General features: G+C 72.6%; 15 protein-coding genes. 5 read left to right on the forward strand and 10 right to left on the reverse strand.

Features of this window, described 5'->3' with window-relative positions:
* Positions 1-181: 181 nt before the first annotated feature.
* On the forward strand, positions 182-1,219 hold the full coding sequence (trpS, locus tag ACIBJG_RS30220; protein WP_399312250.1) for a tryptophan--tRNA ligase: 1,038 nt from the start codon (positions 182-184) through the stop codon (positions 1,217-1,219).
* Between the two features lie 11 nt (positions 1,220-1,230).
* Here trpS and ACIBJG_RS30225 read toward each other — a convergent pair whose 3' ends face one another.
* From ACIBJG_RS30225 to ACIBJG_RS30240, 4 genes are all read right to left on the reverse strand, one after another.
* Positions 1,231-3,216: an NAD-binding protein gene (locus tag ACIBJG_RS30225; RefSeq protein WP_399312251.1), complete on the reverse strand. Its 1,986-nt coding sequence runs from the start codon at positions 3,214-3,216 to the stop codon at positions 1,231-1,233.
* A 29-nt stretch (positions 3,217-3,245) separates the two neighbouring features.
* Complete coding sequence (locus ACIBJG_RS30230; protein WP_399312253.1) at positions 3,246-8,222, reverse strand: DNA repair ATPase; 4,977 nt, start codon at positions 8,220-8,222, stop codon at positions 3,246-3,248.
* Between the two features lie 385 nt (positions 8,223-8,607).
* The gene (locus ACIBJG_RS30235) at positions 8,608-10,707 is read right to left on the reverse strand and encodes a flotillin family protein (RefSeq protein WP_399312254.1); all 2,100 of its coding nucleotides are present in this window, start codon (positions 10,705-10,707) and stop codon (positions 8,608-8,610) included.
* A 139-nt stretch (positions 10,708-10,846) separates the two neighbouring features.
* Positions 10,847-11,509 carry a hypothetical protein gene (locus ACIBJG_RS30240; protein WP_399312256.1) on the reverse strand — a complete coding sequence of 221 codons (663 nt, stop codon included), beginning with the start codon at positions 11,507-11,509 and terminating at the stop codon, positions 10,847-10,849.
* A 301-nt stretch (positions 11,510-11,810) separates the two neighbouring features.
* Here ACIBJG_RS30240 and ACIBJG_RS30245 point away from each other — a divergent pair, with 301 nt between their 5' ends.
* Both ACIBJG_RS30245 and ACIBJG_RS30250 read left to right on the forward strand, forming a co-directional pair.
* Positions 11,811-12,896: a PucR family transcriptional regulator gene (locus tag ACIBJG_RS30245; RefSeq protein WP_399312258.1), complete on the forward strand. Its 1,086-nt coding sequence runs from the start codon at positions 11,811-11,813 to the stop codon at positions 12,894-12,896.
* A 173-nt stretch (positions 12,897-13,069) separates the two neighbouring features.
* Complete coding sequence (locus ACIBJG_RS30250) at positions 13,070-14,614, forward strand: MFS transporter (RefSeq protein WP_399312260.1); 1,545 nt, start codon at positions 13,070-13,072, stop codon at positions 14,612-14,614.
* 19 nt (positions 14,615-14,633) lie between these two features.
* On the opposite strand, the gene ACIBJG_RS30255 is transcribed toward ACIBJG_RS30250, so the two are convergent.
* Positions 14,634-15,161 carry a nitroreductase family deazaflavin-dependent oxidoreductase gene (locus ACIBJG_RS30255; protein ID WP_399312262.1) on the reverse strand — a complete coding sequence of 176 codons (528 nt, stop codon included), beginning with the start codon at positions 15,159-15,161 and terminating at the stop codon, positions 14,634-14,636.
* Between the two features lie 153 nt (positions 15,162-15,314).
* On the opposite strand from ACIBJG_RS30255, the gene ACIBJG_RS30260 reads away from it, so the two are divergent.
* Together ACIBJG_RS30260 and ACIBJG_RS30265 are read left to right on the forward strand one after the other, a co-directional pair.
* Entirely contained in the window at positions 15,315-15,962 is a 648-nt protein-coding gene (locus tag ACIBJG_RS30260; RefSeq protein ID WP_399312264.1) for a class I SAM-dependent methyltransferase, read from the forward strand.
* Between the two features lie 189 nt (positions 15,963-16,151).
* A complete protein-coding gene (locus ACIBJG_RS30265) occupies positions 16,152-16,706 on the forward strand; it encodes a MarR family winged helix-turn-helix transcriptional regulator (protein WP_399312265.1) in 555 nt (184 codons plus the stop codon).
* On the opposite strand, the gene ACIBJG_RS30270 is transcribed toward ACIBJG_RS30265, so the two are convergent.
* From ACIBJG_RS30270 to ACIBJG_RS30290, 5 genes are all read right to left on the reverse strand, one after another.
* Positions 16,703-17,959: a cation:proton antiporter gene (locus ACIBJG_RS30270; protein ID WP_399312267.1), complete on the reverse strand. Its 1,257-nt coding sequence runs from the start codon at positions 17,957-17,959 to the stop codon at positions 16,703-16,705. The genes ACIBJG_RS30265 and ACIBJG_RS30270 overlap by 4 nt on opposite strands.
* Before the next feature lie 2 nt (positions 17,960-17,961).
* Entirely contained in the window at positions 17,962-18,432 is a 471-nt protein-coding gene (locus ACIBJG_RS30275) for a TrkA C-terminal domain-containing protein (RefSeq protein ID WP_326737269.1), read from the reverse strand.
* A gap of 184 nt (positions 18,433-18,616) precedes the next feature.
* A complete protein-coding gene (locus ACIBJG_RS30280; protein ID WP_399312269.1) occupies positions 18,617-20,053 on the reverse strand; it encodes a flotillin family protein in 1,437 nt (478 codons plus the stop codon).
* Between the two features lie 75 nt (positions 20,054-20,128).
* Positions 20,129-20,638 (reverse strand): hypothetical protein, encoded by a 510-nt coding sequence (locus tag ACIBJG_RS30285; RefSeq protein ID WP_399312270.1) that lies wholly within the window; start codon positions 20,636-20,638, stop codon positions 20,129-20,131.
* A 118-nt stretch (positions 20,639-20,756) separates the two neighbouring features.
* Positions 20,757-21,242: a peroxiredoxin gene (locus ACIBJG_RS30290; protein ID WP_399312272.1), complete on the reverse strand. Its 486-nt coding sequence runs from the start codon at positions 21,240-21,242 to the stop codon at positions 20,757-20,759.
* Between the last annotated feature and the right edge of the window lie 59 nt (positions 21,243-21,301).

Here is a 21,301-nt window from a genome sequence, read left to right on the forward strand (position 1 = left end):
CCCCATGACCTCCGTACCGTGCCGGAACTGGTGGCGCTCCTCCTAGGAGCGGCCACCTCTTCAGCGCGGGACCAGGGCCGTTCGTCACGGACGGCCCTTTTCTCTGCCCTCTTCCGGTACGGGCTCCGAGCCCGGCGGGGGCCGTCCTCCACGCACACACCATCGCGAGGAGAGACCAGCCATGACCATCACCTACCCCGACAGCACCGTCACGCTCGACGAGCGGATCCAGCGGGACCCCGCCGCCTTCCGCGTCCTGACCGGCGACCGGCCCACCGGCGCGCTGCACCTCGGGCACTACTTCGGCACGCTCCACAACCGGGTGCGGCTCCAGGAGCTCGGGGTGGAGATGTTCGTCCTCGTCGCCGACTACCAGGTGCTCACCGACCGGGACGTGGCCGAGCGGCTCACCGGGACGATGGAGGGGCTGCTGCTGGACTACCTGGCCGCTGGTATCGACCCGGAAAGCTCGGTGATCTTCAACCACAGCGCCGTACCCGCGCTGAACCAGCTGCTGCTGCCCTTCCTCAGCCTGGTCTCCGTCGCCGAGCTGAGCCGCAACCCCACGGTCAAGGACGAGATCGCGCACTCCCGGCAGTCGGCCGTCAGCGGGCTGATGTACACCTACCCGGTCCATCAGGCGGCCGACATCCTGTTCTGCAAGGGCAACGTGGTGCCGGTCGGCCAGGACCAGCTGCCGCACCTCGAAGTGACCAGGACCGTAGCCCGGCGGTTCAACGAGCGCTACGGGCCACTCTTCCCGGAACCCGAGGCGCTGCTCTCCGCCGCACCGCTGCTGCTCGGAACCGACGGCACCAAGATGAGCAAGAGCCGCGCCAACTCCATCGCCCTGAGCGCCGACGAGGACACGACCGCCCGGCTGATCAAGGGGGCGACGACGGACGCCGAGCGGCACATCACGTACGACCCCGAGGGCCGGCCCGGGGTGTCCGGTCTTCTGCTGCTCGCCGCGCTCTGTCTCGGCCGGGACCCGCACACCGTGGCCGAGGAGATCGGCGGCGGGGGCGCGGCCGCCCTCAAGCGGACCGTGACCGACGCGGTCAACGCGCGGATGGCGCCGCTGCGGGCCCGGCGGGCGGAGTACGCACGGGACATGGGGTACGTGCGGTCCGTCCTGCGGGCCGGCAACGAGCGCGCCAACGCCGTCGCCGACGCGACCCTGGCCGAGGTGCGGGAGGCGATGGGAGGTCTGCTATAGGGACGCTCTCGTCAGCGCCGGGCCATCGAACCCCGCCTGCGCAGGAGTTCCGCCAGGCCCCGGCGGGTCGCTGCGATCACCACCCGGTCGGTCGGCTGGAGTACGTAACCGGGGTGCAGGTTCCACACGAGGCCGCCGGGGCCGGCTCCGGCGGCCTGCGGGGGCGGGGCGGGCGCGGCCGGGTCGGGCCGGCGGTCGGCGGGCGGGGCCACGTCCAGGGCGAGGACCCGCCACGCCCCGGCCCGGAACGCCTGCTCCACCGTCCGGCCCTCCAACTGCGGGTGCCCGGCCACCTCGACCGCGGCGAACAGCATCACCTTCCGCTCGACCGGCACCGCCCCGAGGATCTGCCGGCCCATCATGGCTACGGCGAACGACGGCGCGGCCAGGTGCGAGACCGACCGGGAGCGGGTCAGCGCCTGCGGGTGGGCGGTGCGCAGGGTGCGGTAGACGGCGGTGGCGAACTCGTCGTCGAACAGCCGCAGCGTCACCCGCAGATCCGGCTTGACCGAGCGGGCGTACAGCGCGGCCTCCAGGTTCGTGGTGTCGATGCTGGTCAGGGCGAGCAGGGCGCGGGAGCGCCGGATCTTCGCCGCCTCCAGCACGCCCTCCTGCGTGACGTCCCCGATGACCACCGGTACGTGCAGTCGCCGGGCCACGGGGATGCCGCGGGCGTCCGGGTCGTCCTCCACGCACACCACGGGGATGCCGAGTTCGCGGAGCTGGACCAGGACGCGGGTACCGATCTTGCCGAGGCCGAGCAGCACCACGTGCCCCGACAGGCCGCGCGGCGGGCGGCGCAGGGAGGAGGCCGTACGGAGTGAGCCGAAGGCCTCAAGCACCCCGGCCACCAGCAGCGGCAGCAGCATCAACCCGGCCACACCCGAGAGGAGTTGGATGATCTGGCGGGCGGTCGGGTCGCCGATCGCCGGGTCGCCCATCGCGAACAGGTCCAGCAGGGTCAGATACGTGGCGTGCAGCGGGTCGTCCCCGGTGGTGAACGACGACGCCACCGCCAGGCCCAGGACGGCCAGGCCGACGCCCAGCGCGGACCAGCGCAGCCGGCGCGAGAAGACCTGGCTCAGGGGTGCGCCCCTGCCGCCCATCCGGCGGCCCGGGGCGGTGGGGCCCGGCTGGCTGACGGCCTCCAGGACGATCGTTCCGCGCCCGGCGGCCGCGGCCACCTGTGCCTGGTCGGGCAGGAGCCGGGGGCCTTCGTCGCCGCTGCTGTCGGAGCCCTCGGTGCCGGCCGGGTCGTGCGTGGTGGAGGAGAGCAGGGCCAGCGTGCACAGGCCAGGGTCGGCGGCCTGGCCGTCCGGGGGCGGCGGGCGTTCGGCGGCGCGCAGGAGCAGGCCCTCCGCCTGGATGACCTTGCTGGATCCGGCGAGCGCGGTCGCCGCGAGGGCGGGAGCGGCGGTGTCGGCGTCGGACAGGACCGTGGTGGAGGCGTCCAGCGCGGCCTGGTCGAGCCCCGGCGAGGCGACGGCGGCCGCCTGGTCGAGCAGGGTCTCCAGGTGCTGGCCGAGCTTGCGGTTGTAGAGCCGGATCACCAGCCGGACACGGGGGTTGAGCCGGCGGGCGGTCAGCGCGGCCCGGATGTTGCGCTCGTCGTCGTCGTAGACGAGGGCCAGTGCGGCGGCCGAGTCGACGCCCGCCTCCTCGAACGCCTCGTCGGAGGGCTCGGCCGCCTGGAGGATGCGGACCGCCTCCACCCCGGCGTTGGTGTCGCCGTCCGCGCTGCCGCTCCCGGCGTTGCGGTTCATCGCCGACGACATCCGGCCGAACAGGGCCGCAGCCCGGCCACGCCCGGTCAGCGGCAGCTCGGGTCTGACCGTCCCGGGTTCCGGGGGCAGGACCAGGGTGACGCGCTCCCCGTAGACGTACCGCAGCTCGACGGCGAGCCGCTGGGCGAGCGCGTCGTCGCCGCAGACGACCATGTGTCCGGAGAACGGGGAGCGTTGGGGCTGCTGGGGAAGAGGAGGCACATGACCCAGCATGCCCTGCTCCCTTCTCGTGACCGGTACGGTCAGCGGTCCTCGTGTGTCCCGGAGTGTGTTTCAGGGCGTGTTTCGGAGGGTGTCCCGGAGTGCGCCCCGGACGGCGGCCGGGCGAGCAGGTGGCGCGGGTCGGCGGCCCGGCTGATCGCCGTCTCGACGGCCGCGATCCGGTCCGCGAGCAGGCCGAGTGCGGCCACCGCCCGGGTCAGGGGATCGCCGTCGGGGCCGCCGAGTGCCTGGGTGCGTACGTACGAGGCGGTGACGGCGGACCAGCGCGCGGCCTGTTCGGGGCCGAGCGTCCCCCGCAGGGCGGCGAGTTTCAGCAGGGCCGCCTCGGCGCCGCTGGTGAGCGTCTGGGCCTCGCCCGTGTAGTGGTCGTCGATGACGGCGGACAGCTCGGCGTCGTTCATCACGGGCACGATGCGCTCCGCGATGCGGTTCATGTTGCGGTACGAGCCCTGCAGCCGGAACGGCGGTTCGGTGCGCGTCGCGTCCGTCTGCGCGGCCGAGGCGATGTACGCGGCGTTGACGGCGAGGACGGTGTCACGGGCGTGCAGCAGATGGCGGAGCACGGCGGTGATCCGGTCCACCTCGGCCGGTGCGTAGGGGTGCTGGAGCCGGTCCGCGCGGGCGGTCGCGTCGGTGCCGGAGGCGAGCCGCAGCAGGAGTGCGAGGTCCTCGCGGGACCGGCCGGCGAGCGGAGCCAGCACCGGGTTGGCGGTCAGCGCGTTCTCGACGAAGCTCAGCGCGAAGGCGTCCTCGCGGCCGCTCAGCACCTCGCCCAGGTTCCAGACGTCGGCCCGGTTGGCGAGCATGTCGGGGATCCGGAACCGCTCTCCGGACTCGGTGTACGGGTTGCCGGTCATGCACACCGCGAACCGCTTGCCCCGCAGGTCGTAACTGCGCGGCTCGCCGTCCCGCACGCCCTCGATCCTGCGGGTGGCGTCGCAGAGCGGGATGAACTTCTGGAGCAGCTCGGGCGAGGTGTGCTGGATGTCGTCGATGTGGAGCAGGGTGTTGTTGCCCGCCTCCAGTGCGAAGTTGATCTTCTCGATCTCCTGGCGCGCGGTCGCGCTGCGGGCCTGCGCGGGGTCCAGCGAGGTCACGTCGTGGCCGAGGTTCGGCCCGCTGACCTTGACGAGGACCAGGCCGAGCCGGTCGGCGACGTACTCCATGAGCGTCGTCTTGCCGTAGCCGGGCGGCGACACGAGCAGCAGCAGGCCCTGGGAGTCCGTGCGCCGGTCGGCGTCGGCGGTGCCGAGCTGCTTGGCGAGGCTGTCGCCGATCAGCGGCAGGTACACCTCGTCGAGCAGCCGGTTGCGTACGAACGCGGACATGACCCGCGGCCGGTGGTCGTCCAGCCGCAGCCGGGAGCGTTCGGCGGCGACCAGGGAGGTGCGCCGGCGCTGGTAGGCGCGGAAGCCGGGGACGGCGTCGGTGCGGAACTCCTCGGTACGGGAGAGGAGTTCGTCGATCCGGACGGTCATCCGGCCCCGTGCGATGCGCGGGTGGACGCCCAGGAGGCCCTCCACCGTCACGGTGAGCGGGGCGTCGCCCTCGTAGCGGGCCAGGGCCGGCTCGGGGCAGAGTTCGACGGCGACGGCCTCCGCGAGGTCGCCCGCGTCCAGGTCCGTGCCGCTCGCCCGGGCGTACGAGGTGAGCCAGCCCTCGACGAGCTGGCGCCGGGCAGGCAGATCGTCCGCGAGGGCGGCGAGGTCCTCGTCGTACGCCGAAGTGCCGGTCGTACGACGGAACTTGTCCAGGAACGTGCGGACGGGTGCGCCCGTGACGAAGCCCTCCGGGCCGCTGGTCAGCTCTTCGAAGAGGTACGCGGCGACGGCCCGGGAGCCGTCCCCCGCGATGACGGCTGCCCACTCCTCCTGGAGCGCGGTGACGGCCGGCGTGAGACCGAACGTCTCGCGGGCGCGCGCCAGCGAACGGGCCCGGCGCGTCCAGGACGTCCGGCGGGCATCGTCCGTGCCGTACGCCCAGAAGAGCTGGGCGGCGGCGCGCACGGCCGGCGGGCAGCGCAGCAGCCCAGCGGTCGCGTGCAGTCGCAGCAGGGCGGACAGGATCGCGGTGGCGTCCTCGTCGTGCACTCCGCGCTGGTACCCCTCGTCGTACGCGGTGGCAGCCGAGTCCCGTACGAGGGAGGCCAGTTCACCGTCCTCCAGGGAGGCCAGCCGGTCCGCGCCGTGCTCGGCCAGGAGCCGGGCCGCCAGGTGCTCGCCCCGGTAGACGGACGGGGATTCGGAGGGCAGCAGCTGGTCCCAGTACCTGCGGGTGGCGGCGAAGTCCGGGTCGGTGACCGGCGCCCGGTAGTCGGTTCCGGTGACGGCGAACGCGAGCCCGTCCTCCTGCGGCACCAGCGTCAGCTCGAACGGCCGGGTGTTCACCGCGAACCGGTGCCGGCCCAGCCGGATGGTCGCCCCGCCGTCCGCGTACAGCTCGCTGCGGTCGCGCAGGGCCCGGCCGGCCTCCTGGCGGGCGGCCAGCAGCTGCCCGTCGAGCTCCTCGGCCCTGACCGTGTCACCGAGTCCGCGCAGCTCCTCGGCGGTGCGACGGACCTTGGCGACCATCGGGTCGGAGGCGAAGTAGGTGTGGACGGCGTCCGCGTCGGGCAGCGCGGTACTGCGGCGCGCGACGGTCTCCAGCACCCGGGCGGCGGAGGCCGCGAGGCGTTCGGTGCGGCGGGCGAGAGCGTCCTGAAGCGTCTGCCTGCGGGCCGAAAACGCCTCGTACACCTCTGTCCGACGTTCGCCCAGCGCGGCCAGGAAGTCGTCGAACTCGGCGAACCGGGCCTCCAGGTTCTCCAGCTGGAGCAGCAGCCGTGCGAGCTGGTCGTCGCAGGAGTCCGGGGTGTCCGCGGCGGCCAGCGCGGCCGTGACGGCCTGCCCCAGCAGGGCGAACTCGGCGGCGAACTCGGCCCGCCCCTCCTGGTCGAGCAGCGCGCGCCGGCGGGCGTCGAGCGTGGCGCGGGCCCGGTTCACCCCACCGAGGACCTCCGCGATCCGCTCCAGGATCGACGTACGGACCACGCCGTCACCGATGTCCAGCCCGGCGACGACGTCCGTCACCGTGCCCAGCCCGTCCGTCATCCCCGCCAGTCGCTCGCCGAGGGCGGTGGCGTCGGTGACGGTGGTGAGGCCCGCGGCCTGCTCGGTGAGCCGGGCGACGTCCTCGTGGTAGCCGGCGAACGCGTCGTCCCCCGACAGGAACGCGACCGCGCGACGGCCCGCCGCGGTGATGTCACCGGCGGTGGCGGCGGAGAGTTCGGCGATCCGCTCGGTGTCCGCGTACCGCATCTCGGTGAGGGTCGCCAAGTGGCCGTGAGCGGAGCGCAGTTCGGTCAGCCGGTCGACCCATTCGGCGGCGGTCCGGGGCGCCTCGCCGCGGACCCGCCGGACGAGTGCGGTGATCCGGTCCGCCGTCTCGGTGAGGGCGTCGGCGGCCCGCCGGGTCTGCTCCAGCACGGCCCCGAACTCGCCCACCACCTGCTGCGCGGTGTCCCGCAGGTCCGCCAACGGCACTCCGAGGGCGCCCAGTTCGCCGTCGTCCAGCCAGTGGTACCGGTCGGTGGCGCGCGAGCAGTCGGCCACCAGCTGCGCGTAGACGGCGGCCGTCGGGGTGGTCCCGTCGGCGCTGTGCGCGAGCGCGAGGCAGTCGGAGATGCCGCGCACGAGATCGGCGTTGCCGACCCGGGCGAGCGGGCCGGTGCCGGCCGGGCGGGAGGCGGCGTAGGTGTCGGAGACATACGGCGTCTGCCAGCGCCGCACCGGGTGAACACGGGTCGGACCGCCGTCCGGGCCCTCCACCGGGTCGCGCAGGAGGACGAGCGTGCCGTCGTCGAGCAACGCGTGTCCACGGCCCTGGAGCGGGGTGGCGACCTCCTGGCGGATCACGTTGTACGGGAGCAGCAGGCTGCGCCCGTCCTCCCGTGAACGGAACGTGTACAGGACGTCCTCGCCATTGGGGGAGCGCACGGCGCCCTCGAAGACGGGATCGGTGAGCGGATGGGCGATGTCGAAGGTCTTGGCGGTGCCGGAGGTCAGGTAGTAGCCGCCGGGGAAGATGATCCCCTGGTCCTCGGGGAGCCGGTGGCAGGAGGGGCCGATCCCGTCCAGCCGCTGCACGGTGCCGAGGAGCCGGTTGAGGACGAGGTGGCGCCACGCCTCCTCCTTGTACGGCCGGACGCGCAGCAGCACGAGCGGGCCGGACTCCGCGTACTCGACCTCGGCGTCGGCGAGCGACTGGAGGGGTTCGGTGACCGGCTCGCGGTAGATCCCGTCGGGGGTCTCCGTGTCGTCGACGGTCTTGATCGTGAGGTGGCCGCCGAGCGTGGAGACGAAGAGCGGGGCGGCCCGCTCGCCGCTCGCGCCGATGGCGATGTGCGGGTGCCGGCCGGCGATGTGCGCCTCGCGGCCCGCGGCGGTCCAGGTGAAGTCGTGCGACGGCGGGAACACGTGGTCGCGCTCGCCGCGGGCGTCGAGGAACGTGCCGGGCGACCCGTCGGCGTTCAGTGCCCAGCGCAGGACGCGGATGTCCTCGGCGTTCTCGCCGGTACGGAACACGGCGAGGAGCCGTCCGTCGGTCCGGCGCAGCCGCAGGAGGCGGGCGTCGCGGTAGTAGCGGTGCAGGCCGCGGAACTCGCGTACGAAGGGGGCGTCGGCGAGGAGGGGATCGGTGGCGGGCGCCAACTGGGCGTCGTACAGCGCGAGTACGTCGTCGACGGCGGGCTCTTCCGTCCGGCCGGGGCCGCGCTCGAAGCCGAACAGGAGGTGTCCGCCGATCGCGACGAGGTCGCGGGGGGTGGACGGCTGCGCCGTCCGGACCTGCTCGCTGCCGAGCAGTCGCAGTCCGGTGGAGCCGAACTCCTCGGTCCGGCGCGCGTTGAGCGCTTCGGCGCGGCGGGTGAGGTCGGCGGCCTGGGTGCGGAGCCGCCGCCGCAGCACGTCGTAGACCCCGTCCTCGGGGCCGTCCGGGGGCGGCGGGGTGGCGGTGTCCATGCGGCTCCTTACGGGGCGGGGTGGGTGGCCGGCGGCCGGCGGTGTCCTCGATCGCCGGACGGGCTTGGTTCGGGCCTCGGGTTGGGCATGGCCCGGTGTCCTCAGACGCCGGACGGGCTTGACTTGGCTCGGGTTCGGGCGTGGCCCGGGCTTGTCCTCAAGCGCCGGACGGGCTTGGTGTGCGGGCGTTTGCCGGGGGCCGGGTCGGACTCCGTGGACGTCCGTCCTCAAAACGCCGGACGGGCTGGATCTGCCCGCCCGGCCGGGCACCCCCAGCCCGTCCGGCGTTTGAGGACGGACGGTGCCCCGGGGCGCCTGCGGTGGCAGGGGCCGGTCCATTTCAGCCCGTCCGGCGTTTGAGGACAAAGGGGGGCAAGGGCCCCCGCTACGTCACCGGCGACCCGTTCCGGGGCACCGCGGCGGCAGCCGCGACCGGCGCGTCCGCCAGGCCCAGGGACCGCGCGTGGTCCAGGAGCTGGCGGACCTGGTCCGCACCCACACCGCCCCCCGGCGCGGCCATCATCCGCATCAGCAGCGCCGACACCGTCAGGTTCTGTACGTCACCCGACGACACGGACCCCAGCACCCGCGTCAGGTCGTCCGTGAACGACGACGTGCCGTTCAGCCACGCCCCGCCGAGCGCCTTCGCCGTGTCGGAGTTCTCCACGAACCCGTCGAGGCTCTTGCCCATGGAGATGGACGAGACCAGCCGGTCGAAGAAGACCGAATCTCCGCCGACGATGTCGATGTCGGCGTTCTCCAGACCCGTGGCCAGCACCGTCGCCTGCGCCTCTGCCACCTGGCGCTGGACCTCCAGGCCCGCGAGCCGGATCTCCTTCTCCGCGGCCAGCCGCAGCCGGTACTCCTCGTGCCCGCGCGACGCGTCGTCGAGCGCCGCCATCGCGGCCGCCTTGTCCGTGAGCCCCGCCGCCTCGGCCTTCAGCTTCTCGCCGATCATGGCCGCGTCGGCCGTCGCCTGGGCCTGCGTGCCCTCGGCCGCCGCGAGCGCCTTGAGCCGGGAGCCCTCCGCCTCGGCCCGGAGCCGGGCGGACGTCGCCTCGGCCTCGGCCAGGCCCGTCTTCTCGATGACCTCGGCTGCCGCGTCCCGCACCTGCACGTCCGCGAGTCCGGGCGCCGCCGACTCCGCCTGGACCCCTTCGGCCATCCGCAGTTTCGCCCGCGCGTCCAGGTCCGCGGTCTTCAGCCGGGCCTCCGCGAGCGTCAGCTGCTCGGCGGCCCGGTGGGTGGCCGCGGCCTCGGCGGCCTCCGCCGCCTTGATGTCCTTGACGAGCAGCTCCTGCGCCTCCGCCTCCGCGGCGATGATGACGGACTTGCGGGTGCGCTCGGACTCCTCGACCGAGCGCAGGGTCTTGATGGACTCCTCCTGCTCGGCGACCGTACGGTCCACCGCGATGCGCTCGCGGATCACGTCGGCGACCTCGCGGCGCTCCGCCTCGACCTCCTTCGTCGCGGCGATGCGGTTGAGTTCGGTCTGCCGTTCGCGACCGATGACCTCGATCATGCGGTCCTTCTCGATCCGCTCGTTCTCCACGGCGATGACCCGCTCGCGGTTCTTCTGCGCGACGGCGATCTCCCGGGCCTGGTTCTCCCGCTGGATGCCGAGCTGCTCCTCGGTCTTGATGAACGCGGCCTGCGCGCCCAGGCGTTCCTCCTCCTGGACCCGGGCGGTCACGGCCTCCTCGCGGGCCCGCAGTGTCTCCACCTCGCGGCGCTGCTTGATCTCGGCCTCGGCCTGCCGGCGCTCCAGCTCCAGGATGGTCTCCCGGGCGTCGACGTCCTGCCGGGTGATCTCCTTCTGCTCGGTGCGCTGGAACTCGTTGGTCCGTACGTGCTCGATCGCGGTCAGCTCGGTGATCTTCCGAATGCCCTGCGCGTCAAGGATGTTGGCGCCGTCCAGCTGCACCATCGGGGTCTGCTCGAGGAAGTCGATCGCCGCGTCGTCGAGGTGGTAGCCGTTGAGGTCGGTGCCGATGACGCGGATGATCCGGTCACGGAACTCCTCGCGCTTGGTGTACAGGTCGACGAAGTCCAGCTGCTTGCCGACGGTCTTGAGCGCCTCGGAGAACTTCGCGGCGAAGAACTCCTGGATCTCCACCTTGTCGCTGGCCCGCTGCGTACCGATGGCCTGGGCGACCTTGATGACGTCCTCGACGGTCTTGTTGACCCGGACGAAGAAGGTGATGTGGATGTCGGCGCGGATGTTGTCCTGGCAGATCAGACCCTCGCGCCCGGTCCGCCGGATCTCGATCGTCTTCACCGAGATGTCCATGGACTCGGCCTTGTGGAGCACCGGCAGGACGACGGCACCGGTGAAGGTCACGTCGACCTTCTTGGTCTTGGAGATGATCAGGGCTTTGCCCTGCTCCACCTTGCGGAAGAGCCGGGTGACGATCAGGAGCAGGGCGATCGCGATGAGCAGGACCACGGCGACGATCAGGCCGAGGCCCAAGGAGATGGCTTCCATGACAGTCCTTGGCGGCTGGTGGTACGGAACAAGAAAGCGGCTGGTGGTACGGAACAAGAAAGGGGAGGTGTGTGCGGCCCGGGCAGCGCGGCGCGGGCCGGTGCGGCGTGTGGTGGGGACGCGGCGGGCGCGCGCCGGATCAGGCGGTGCGGCCTGGCGGCGTACGGCGGCGCGGAAGCGGCAGGGCCGGTGGCGGTCCCGGGTCGAGCGCACGGTCGTACGGGGAGACCCAGAAGAACTCACCCGCGTCGTCGTACGCGTACAGCAGACCCGAACTGCCCGCCACGAACTCCGCGTCGCCCGGCTGCAGCTGGCGCACCTGCACGATCGCGGTGGATCCGTCGGCCGCGGCGACCTCGGCCTGGCCGAAGTCCGTACCGACCGAACCCGTGCGGATCGTGCAGACCCGGCCCAGGAAGTCCTGGCGCGATGGAGGAGGCTGGTCGGCGAAGAAGCGGCGGAAGTGGTGCACCAGCAGCCGCACCACGGCCCAGGCGGCCAGCAGCGCGCCGGCGAGGACGCCGAAGGCGAGCGCGGCCCGGGCGGTACCGGCGGTGCCGCTGCGGTGCAGCAGGACCGAACCGGTCAGGGCCGTGAACCAGCCGACGGCCACCATCACGGAGACCGAGATGCTGACGGGCACGCCGCCGATCCCGGCGAGATCGGTGTCGAGGTCCGCGTCGAAGGAGTGGTGGTCGGCCGCACCGGCCAGCACCAGCAGCCAGAAGGCGATGACGACGACCAGGGCCGCGGAGAAGAGCATGGCCGGAAAGGACAGCGCTGCGGTCAGAAACTCCTGCATCGGTCCACCCCCCTGCCTGCGCCGACTGTCCTGCCGGCGTCCGGGCGGGGCCCGGTGGTGACCCCGGAGCCGCGGCGCCGTCCCAACGGCACCGCGGCAGCCGGGCCTTCCCCCGTCCCCCTGCACCCCCGTGTTTCCCCCGTGGTCCCCCGGTTGGTGCTGACAGGATCGTGTCATCTACAGCCGGTCAGCCGCATTGCCGGAATCCGGCAATCTTTCTCCGTGCTCGATGCCGGGCACCGGCATGCGCGCGTATGCGTTGTGTAAATATCAGTGACTCATCAGGAGTGGAGGCGGGCACGTGGCGGAACCGGTGATTCCCGACAGCTTTCTGGAGGGCTACGCCCAGATCCTGGGCGAGGCCGCCGTCTCCGGCCGTCGGCTCACCCGGGAGGAACTCGACACCCGCCGCGCCCTCGGCAGGCAGGCCGCCGAGGCCGGGCACCAGTTGCGCGCGCTGGTCCGGATGCATCTGGCCGAGACCCGCGCCACCTGGCCGGCCGCCGTCCCCGGGGCGACGGCGGCTGCCACCGCCGCGTCCACCGAGAGCGTGCTGGCGGCGGTGGAGCAGACGGTCGACGCGTTCGCCGAGGGTTTCGAGCGGGCCCAGCGGCTCACCGTCCGGCGGGAGGAGGCGGCCCGCCGGGAGTTCATCGACGACCTGCTGTACGGGCGCAGCGACCTGGGCCGGCTCGCCGAGCGTGCCACCCGGTTCGGCCTGCGGCTCTCCCGCGCCCACGCCGTCGCGGTGGCGTCGGGCCCGGAGGCGTACACCGAGACCGACGTCGTACCGCGGCAGGTGGAATCGGCGCTGCTGGCCCGGTTCAGCGGCCGCAAGATCCTCCTCACCACGAAGGACGGCCGGCTGATCTGCATCGCGCCCGGCAGCCAGCCCGACGTCCTGCGGTACTTCGCCAAGCAGGCGCACGCGGCGACGGACGGCGGCCGGGTGGCGATCGGCCGCGCGCACCGGGGGCCCGGCGGGGTGGTCCAGTCGTACGACGAAGCGCTGGACGCGCTCGATCTGGCGGACCGGATGGGCCTGGACGACCCCGTGCTGTTCGCCGCGGACCTGCTGGTCTACCCCGTGCTGACCCGGGACCGGCAGGCGATGGCCGATCTGGTGCGCAGCGAGCTCGGCCCGCTCCAGCAGGCGCGGGGTGGCGCGGAGCCGCTGCTGAAGACGCTGTCCGTGTACTTCGACGCGGGCTGTGTCGCCGCCGAGACGGCCCGGCGCCTCGCCCTGAGCGTCCGGGCGCTGACGTACCGGCTGGAGCGGATCCACCAGCTGACCGGCTCCGACCCGTCCGACCCGATGCACCGCTACACCCTGCAGACCGCGGTGATCGGGGCCCGGCTGCTGGACTGGCCGGCCAAGGAGGTCTGAGCCCGGACTGCCGGGCAGATGCTGCCGGGTCCCGTCCCGCCGCCCTCTCCGCTGCCGGGTTCCGGCAGCATCTCCCGTCGGCGGCCCTCCCCCACATGCGGGGATGCCGACCTCCGCCTAGCGTGATCACTCGGGGGATTCCGGTGTCGTGTGCCGCGAGGGAGAACCGCACCATGGCCCGTCATGCACGCCAGCAAGGGGAACCGGCCGAGGACGGACAGCCGAGACAGGTGGCCACCGAGCCGGCGTCCCGCGCCGCACCCGGCCAGGAACGCGGGCCCTCCCACCGATGGTGGGTGCTCGGCGTGATCGGGCTGGCCCAGCTGATGGTGGTCCTCGACGCGACGATCGTGAACATCGCGCTGCCCTCCGCCCAGCAGGACCTCGGCTTCACCGACGGGAACCGCCAGTGGATCGTGACGGCGTACGCCCTCGCCTTCGGCTCGCTGCTGCTGCTCGGTGGGCGCATCGCCGACCTGGTCGGCCGCCGGGTGGTGTTCCTGATCGGACTGGTCGGCTTCGCGGTCGCCTCGGCCATCGGAGGCGCCGCCCCGAGCTTCGAGATCCTGGTGCTGGCCCGCGCGCTGCAGGGCATGTTCGGCGCACTCCTCGCCCCGGCCGCGCTCTCGCTGCTCACCACGACGTTCACCGTGCCCAAGGAGCGGGCGAAGGCGTTCGGGATCTACGGCGCCATCGCGGGAGCGGGCGGTGCGGTGGGCCTGCTGCTCGGCGGGGTGCTCACCGAGTACCTGAACTGGCGCTGGTGCCTCTACGTGAACCTGCTGTTCGCCTTCGTCGCCTTCGTCGGCGGCTGGCGCCTGCTCACCGCGGGCGCGCCCGCGAACCGCCCGAAGCTCGACATCCCGGGGACCGTGCTGGTCTCCTCCGGGCTCTTCTGCATCGTGTTCGGCTTCTCCAACGCCGAGACCCATCCGTGGAGTTCGGTGCAGACCTGGGGGTTCCTGCTGGCCGGTGCGATGCTCCTGGCCGCCTTCGCGTGGTGGCAGACCCGGGCGGAACACCCGCTGCTGCCGATGCGGGTGGTGCTGGACCGGGACCGCGCGGCGTCGTTCCTCGCGATGTTCATCTCCGGCGCCGGCATGTTCGGCGTGTTCCTGTTCCTCACGTACTACCTGCAGAAGAGCCTGTTCTACTCACCGGTCTCCACCGGTCTGGCCTTCCTGCCGATGGTCGCCGTCATGATCGTGACGTCCGTGACGACGACGAACACGCTGGTGCCGAGGTTCGGGGCCAAGCCGATCGTGCCGCTCGGCATGGGCATCGCGGCCGCCGCCATGATGTGGCTGACCACGCTGAACCTGAGCAGCAGCTACCTCGCCCATGTGCTGCCGCCGCTGATCTGCCTGGGTCTCGGGCTGGGCATGGTCTTCGCCACGGCGATGAACCTGGCCACCGCCGGGGTCGGGGCACGGGATGCCGGGGTGGCCTCGGCGATGGTCAACACCAGCCAGCAGGTAGGCGGTTCCATCGGTACGGCGCTGCTCAACACGCTGGCCACCAGTGCTGCCACGAACTACCTCGTGGGCCGCAGGCCGACCCCGGCCGCCGTCGCCCAGGCCCAGCTGGAGAGCTACTCCACCGCGTACTGGTGGTCGGCGGGCTTCTTCGCCGTCGGCCTGCTGGTCACGGTGCTCCTCTACCGCCGGGGCGCACCCCGGCCCCACCTGGTGGAGGAGCCGGAAACGGCGCGGGCCTGACGCCCCCGGCGGCCGGAGGTCAACGACCGCTCCGGGCGGGCCCGGCGCTCTCCACCAGCCGGACGAACGGGATCGACTCGCCGACCCGTCGGTAGTCCTCCGCGCCGCCGTCGACCGTGAACCCCATGAAGGCGCAGAGCCGGCGGGCGGTCCGGGGGTGGCGGGGCGCGTACCGCGCCATCAGCTCGCCGCCCTCCTCGGCCGGCAGGACGTGCGCCGTCACGGCGTGGAACCTGCGCCCGACCTGCACGGTGGCGTGCGGCGTACGGAGCAGGTTGCGGTACCAGTCGGCGCCGGGCCCGAAGCCGGAGGCGACCGTCCAGCTGCGCGGCCCGTCCGCGGCCGCGCCCTCGACGACCTCGATCACCGTCTGCCGGGCAAGACCCGTGGTGCGCCCGGTGTGGACGAGGAGCAGCAGGCGCCCCCGGAACAGGGGTCCGAGCCCCGCGCGGAACATATGGACGGGCAGCCGGGCGGCGGTACGCCGCGGTCCGGTCGGCAGCGCCGGGCGGTGCGGTTCGGGCGGAGGTGCGGGTTGAGGCGTCACTGTGCAAACGTTGCACAGTCCAAAGGTGGGTGTCATGTCTTGTGCCGAGGATTCGGTACCGGTTCGACACTGTTTCGGCCTCGGGACCCCGCCCGGGAGGGAAGCCGGTGATGTGCGGGCCTCGCCTCCACGCCGGGAACTACCCTCGCGGGCATGGTCGAACACGATGCCCTCAGTGTCACCCGCGAGGCCTATGACGCCGCCGCGCACACCTACGCCCAGCTGTTCAGCGACGAGCTGCGGGGCCGGCCCCTGGACCGCGCGATGCTGAGCGCCTTCGCCGAGCTCGTACGGGAGAACGGGGACGGCCCCGTCGCCGATCTGGGATGCGGGCCGGGCCATGTCACCGCGCTTCTGGACTCGCTGGGCCTTTCCGTGTCCGGGATCGACGCGTCCTCCGCGATGATCGAGTCGGCCCGCCGGGCCCACCCGGCCCTGCGGTTCGACACGGGCTCCATGGCGGCGCTGGACATCGCCGACGGCGCGCTGGACGGCGTCCTCTCACGGTGGTCCGTCATCCACACACCCCCGCCGGAACTGCCTGTCGTCCTGGCGGAGTTCCACCGTGTGCTGGCGCCCGGCGGCCATCTCCTGATCGGCTTCTCCGCGAGTGAGGACGCCTCGCACCCGACACAGGTCTTCGACCACGCGGTCGCACCGGCCTACCGGTGGTGGCCCGATCACCTCGCCGGGCTGCTGCGCACGGTCGGGCTGGGCGAGGTGGCCCGGATGGTGCGCGAGCCCCAGCCGGCCGACCGGCGGCAGTTCCGGGAGATCCACCTGATCACCCGCAAGGTCTGACCGGCGCCCGCAAGGTCTGACCGGCGCCCGCAAGGTCTGACCGGCGCCCGCGGGGTCTGGCCGGCGCCCGCGGGGTCTGGCCGGTGCCCGCGGGGTCGGACCGGCTCCCGGCGGGTCTGACCGGCGCCCGGCGGGCTACGGTGGCACGTCCGGATTCGAGTACGGCCGTCGCGCACGGTACAAAGAGGCATGGCCGCGCACGAACAGTCCTCCGAGGAACGACCGTCCGCCCCGGGCAGGGACGACGTCGACGCGGTGACGCGCGCGGTGCTCACGGCGTCACGCCTGCTGGTGGCCGTGTCCGCCCGTTCGCTGGCGACGGTCGAGGACCGGGTGACGCTGCCCCAGTTCCGGCTGCTCGTGGTGCTCGCCACGCACGGGGACGCCAAGCTGGTCTCGCTCGCCGAGCGGCTCGGGGTGAACCCGTCGACCGCGATGCGCATGGTGGACCGGCTGATCGCCGCCGGTCTGGCGGAACGGCAGGTCAACCCGGCCAACCGCCGGGAGACCTCGCTGCGCGTGACCCCCGAGGGGTTCCGGCTGGTGGAGGACGTGACGTCCGCCCGCCGCCGGGAGGTCGCCACCATCGTCGAGCGTCTCGCACCGGAGCAGTGCACCGCGCTGATCGAGGCGCTGACGGCGTTCACCGCGGCGGGCGGCGAGCCGGCCGTGCCAGGGGGCGGCTCGGACGCCTACCCCCTGGGCTGGGCGCCCGACCTCCCCGCCCCCGAGGAGACCTCTTAGGCAGTGTCCGCGGACGCGGCCAGCTCCGGCTCCTCCTTCGGGGCGGTCACCCGCGTGGCGGGAACCGTGCCGGGCGTACCGGCCGGGCCGTCGTCCTTGCCGCGCCACTTCCGGATCAGCTCGACCGCCGGCTGGGTCCAACGTGCGGTGAGCGGGCCGACGATGACGAGGATGAGGACGTACGCGGTGGCGATGGGCCCGATCCGGGGCTCGGTCGCCACGGCCAGACCGGCGATGACGATGGAGAACTCGCCGCGGGCGACGAGCGTGCCGCCGGCCCGCCAGCGTCCGCGCGATCCGATGCCGGCCCGCCGGGCCGCGTACCAGCCGGTGGCGATCTTGGTGAAGACGGTGACGACGGCCAGCAGCGCGGCCGGCAGCAGCACCGGCGGGATCTCCGCGGGATTGGTGGAGAGCCCGAAGAACACGAAGAACACGGCGGCGAACAGATCCCGCAGCGGGGTCAGCAGCTTGCGGGCGCCCTCCGCGACCTCACCCGAGAGCGCGATGCCGACGAGGAACGCGCCGACGGCCGCCGACACCTGCAACTGCTGGGCCACGCCGGCGACCAGGACGGTCAGCCCGAGCACGACGAGCAGCAGCATCTCCGGATTGTCGGAGGACACGGCCCGGCTGATCAGCCGGCCGTGGCGCAACGCGAGGTAGAGCACGAACCCGACGGTGCCGAGCGCGACGAGCAGCGCGATGCTGCCCCCGGCGAAGCCGACGCCCGCGAGCATCGCCGTGAGGAGCGGAAGATAGACGGCCATCGACAGGTCCTCGATGACCAGCACCCCGAGGATGACGGGTGTCTCCCGGTTGCCGAGCCGTCCCAGGTCCGCGAGGACCTTGGCGATCACTCCGGACGAGGAGATCCAGGTGACCCCGGCCAGGGCCACGGCGCCCACCGGCCCCCAGCCGAGCAGCAGGGCCGCGACGGCGCCCGGGGTCGCGTTGAGCACGAAGTCCACGGCGCCGGACGGGTACTGGGTCTTGAGACTGGTGACGAGTTCGGAGGCGCTGTATTCGAGGCCCAGCAGGAGCAGCAGCAGGATGACGCCGATCTCGGCGCCCACGGCGGTGAACTCCTCGCTCGCCCCCAGCGGCAGCAGCCCGCCCTCTCCGAAGGCGAGCCCGGCCAGCAGGTACAGCGGGATGGGCGAGAGTCCTACGCGCCCGGCGAACCGGCCGATGATGCCCAGTCCCAGGATGACGGAGCCGAGCTCCACCAGCAGTGCGGTCGTGTCATGCACGGTCAGCCCTCCGCAATGATCTCGGAGAGCGTGTCGACGCCCTCCCTCGTACCGACGGCGACGAGCGTGTCCCCGATGGCGAGCCGGAAGTCCGGCCCGGGTGACGGATGCGCGCTGTGGGTCCGCAGCACCGCCACGATCGAGGCCCCGGTCCGGGTCCGCGCCCGGGTGTCCCCGAGCAGCCGGCCGCCGTACGGGGAACGCGTCCCGAGCGGGATGTGCTCGGTGACGAGGTCGATGCCCTCGGTCCGCACGGCGTCGATCGGCGCCGCGTCGATGAGGTGGGCGAGCCCGGTGGCCTCCTGTGGAGTCAGGGGTACGGAGAGTTTGCAGGAATCGGGATCGTCCTGGTCGTAGAAGCCGATGAACCGGCGCCCGTCGTGGTGGACGACGACGGAGATGTGCTGTCCCGACTCGGTGGTGTAGTCGTACTGCACGCCGACTCCGGGCAGTGTGGTGCGGTGGGTTCCCATGGCTTCCTCCCGAGGAGCGCGGTGTGCGTCTCTGACGTACTTGGTGATCTCTTTAGTTCTCTTTAGCTCCGCATTACCCTATCCGGAGGCCCCCGCCGCCTTTGGGCCGGTTCCGGGCCCGCACACACAGGTGCCCGGCCGGTGATGCGGAACCGGCCGGGCACGTGAGGGCGGGGCGCCCTGATCAGTCGCTGATCTCGATCTTTCCGTCCGGCGCGACGGTCTCCTGCTGGGCGGGGACCTCCGGCTTCGCGTTCGCGCCCTTGAGGTTGCGCAGCAGCGCGGCGAGGTCGACCCCCGTGGTGGAGCTGAGGAGCTCCATGCCCTGGGCGACGTTGTCCGTGACCGTGCGCGACAGCTGGCTGGCGCCGTCCGTGGAGATGACGGTCAGCTTGTCGATCGCGCTCAGCGGCTCGGCCGCCTTGGCGACGACCTGCGGGAGCACCTCGACGAGCATCTGGAGGACGGCCGCGTCGCCGTACTGCGCGAAGGCGTCCGCCTTCTTCTGCATGGCCTCGGCCTCGGCGGAGCCCCGGGCGGCGATGGCGGCGGCCTCGGACTCACCCTCGATGCGTACGGCGTCGGCGAGTGCGGAGCGGTGCAGCTTCTCACCCTGACCGGTCAGACGCGAGCGCTCGGCGTCCGCCTCGGCCTCCTTGACCTGGGCGATGCGGCGGGCCTCCGCCTCCTGCTCGGCCTGGTAGCGCGCGGCGTCCGCGGGCTTGCGGACCTTGGTGTCGAGCTCGCGGTCGGTCAGCGCGGCCTGGCGCTCGGCGACCTTCTCCTGCTCCTGGAGGACCTCCTGCTGACGCGCGGCCTCGGCGAGCGGACCCGCGGCGTTCGCCTTCGCGGCGGCCGCTTCCGTCTCGGCCTTGATCTCGGCCTGCTTCAGGTAGAACGTCCGCTCGGCGATGGCGATCTCCTCGGCCGCCTTCAGCCGGGCCTGCTCCGAGGCCCGCCGGGCGATCGCCTCGGCGATGTCCGCCTCCTGCTTGGCGCGGGCGGCCTCGGGGCGGCCGAGGTCCTCCAGGTAGGAGCCCTCGGTGGTGATGTCCTGGATCTGGAAGGCGTCCAGGATCAGGCCCTGCCCGGACAGGCTGGCCTCGGCCTCCTCCGCCACCTGGCCCGCGAACGCGGCCCGGTCACGGATGATGTCCTCGACCGACATCCGGCCGACGATGGCGCGCAGCGCACCGGAGAGCACTTCCTGGGTGAAGCCGACGATGCCGTCCTGCTGCTGGAGGAAGCGCTGGGCGGCGGCCCGGATGGCGTCCTCGCTGCCGCCGACCTTGACGATCGCGACGCCTTCGAGGTGGGACTTGACCCCGCGCAGGGTGACGGCCCCGCGCACGGCGATCGGGATGTGCCGGCTGGAGAGGTCAAGGGTGAACTTCTGCTGGACGAACGGCACGACGAAGACGCCGCCGCCGACGACGACCTTCTGGCCGCTGTTGTCGATGCTGGCCCGCCCGGTCACCGGGTCCACGGACTTCTTGCCGCGGCGGCCGGTGATGATGAACGCCTGGCTGGGGCCCGCGACCTTGTAGCGGGTGATGACGGCGAGGGCGAGCAGGAAGAGGAGTACGACGACTCCGACGATGGCGATCAGGACTGGACTCATAAGGGTGTCCCCCTCTGCCTCCCGACGGGGACGGCAGTTGCGTGGCGAGCGGTGGCGTACCGGCGGCGTGCCGGCTCAGCGTTCGACGGGGCGGACCGCGACCGAGGTGGTCGAGAGCGTGGCCTCGACCCAGATCTCGGTGCCGCGTGCGACCGGCACCGGGCTCTTCGCCGAGAGCTTCACGGGCTGGCCCCCGAGTCGCAGCAGCACCTCCCCATAGCCGTCGGCCGGGATGGCCGTGACCACGGACCCCGACGTACCGACGAGGTCCTCGTCGCGCGGTGTGGCATGGGTCTGATCGCGCATCAGGGCCCGGCTGAACTTCCAGGTCAGCCAGGCCGCGACCAGCCCCGCGAGCGCTCCGGCGGCGGTGGCGGCGATCGCGCCGACGCCGGTCGTGCCGAGCACGATGGCGCCGCCGAACCCGAGCATCGAGAGGAATCCGGCGATCACGGGAAGGGAGAGCAGACCGCTGAAGAGACCGTCCAGCACGCCCCCGAAGAGCCCTTCGAGGATCCCGTCGAAGACCAGCGACAGAGCGAGGAGTACGACTCCCGCAATACCGAGACCGAGAAACAAGGTCACGTGATCACCCCTCCCGGCTTCGGAATCCCCCGAATGCTTCCCCGAACATTTTCCGTCGAACTGGCTGGATGGTCCCATACATCCCTGGCCGCCGACACTGCCGTATCCCGGCAGTGTTCTAGCTGTTACCGATGCCGGACAGCTGCTCCGCCAGCGTGTCCAGCGACTGGAACGTGGCCCCGAGCAGCGCCACGTGCTTCCAGCGGAGCACCCCGGCGGCGTCGATCAGGAACACCGCCCGCCGCACCCCGATACCGGGCGCCGCCACCCCGAACGCACGGGCCGTGGCACGGCCCGGGTCCGCCAGCAGTGGCATGCGCAGCCCATGGCCGCGGGCGAACGCCTCGTGGCTGTCCACGTCCTGCGGACTGATTCCCCAGACCTCCGCGTCGAGCCCTTCGAAGGTCTCCATGCCCGAGGAGTACGAGCAGAGCTGCTTGGTGCACACGGCCGTGTTGTCGCCCGGGTAGAACGCGAGGACCACGGCCCGGCCGCGCGCGGCGGAGAGCGTGTAGTCGCGGCGCTCGAAGGTGTCCCCGTCCAGGACGCCTCCCGCCAGCGTGAAGTCCTGGACCTGCGAGCCGATGTGGGGTGACGATGCCATGGAGTGTCCTTCGGTGTCCGGCGCTGCGTGAGGGTGCGGCCCGTGCTCCGTACAGCATG

This window comes from Streptomyces sp. NPDC050422 (assembly GCF_044458665.1).
Classification (GTDB): Bacteria; Actinomycetota; Actinomycetes; order Streptomycetales; family Streptomycetaceae; genus Streptomyces.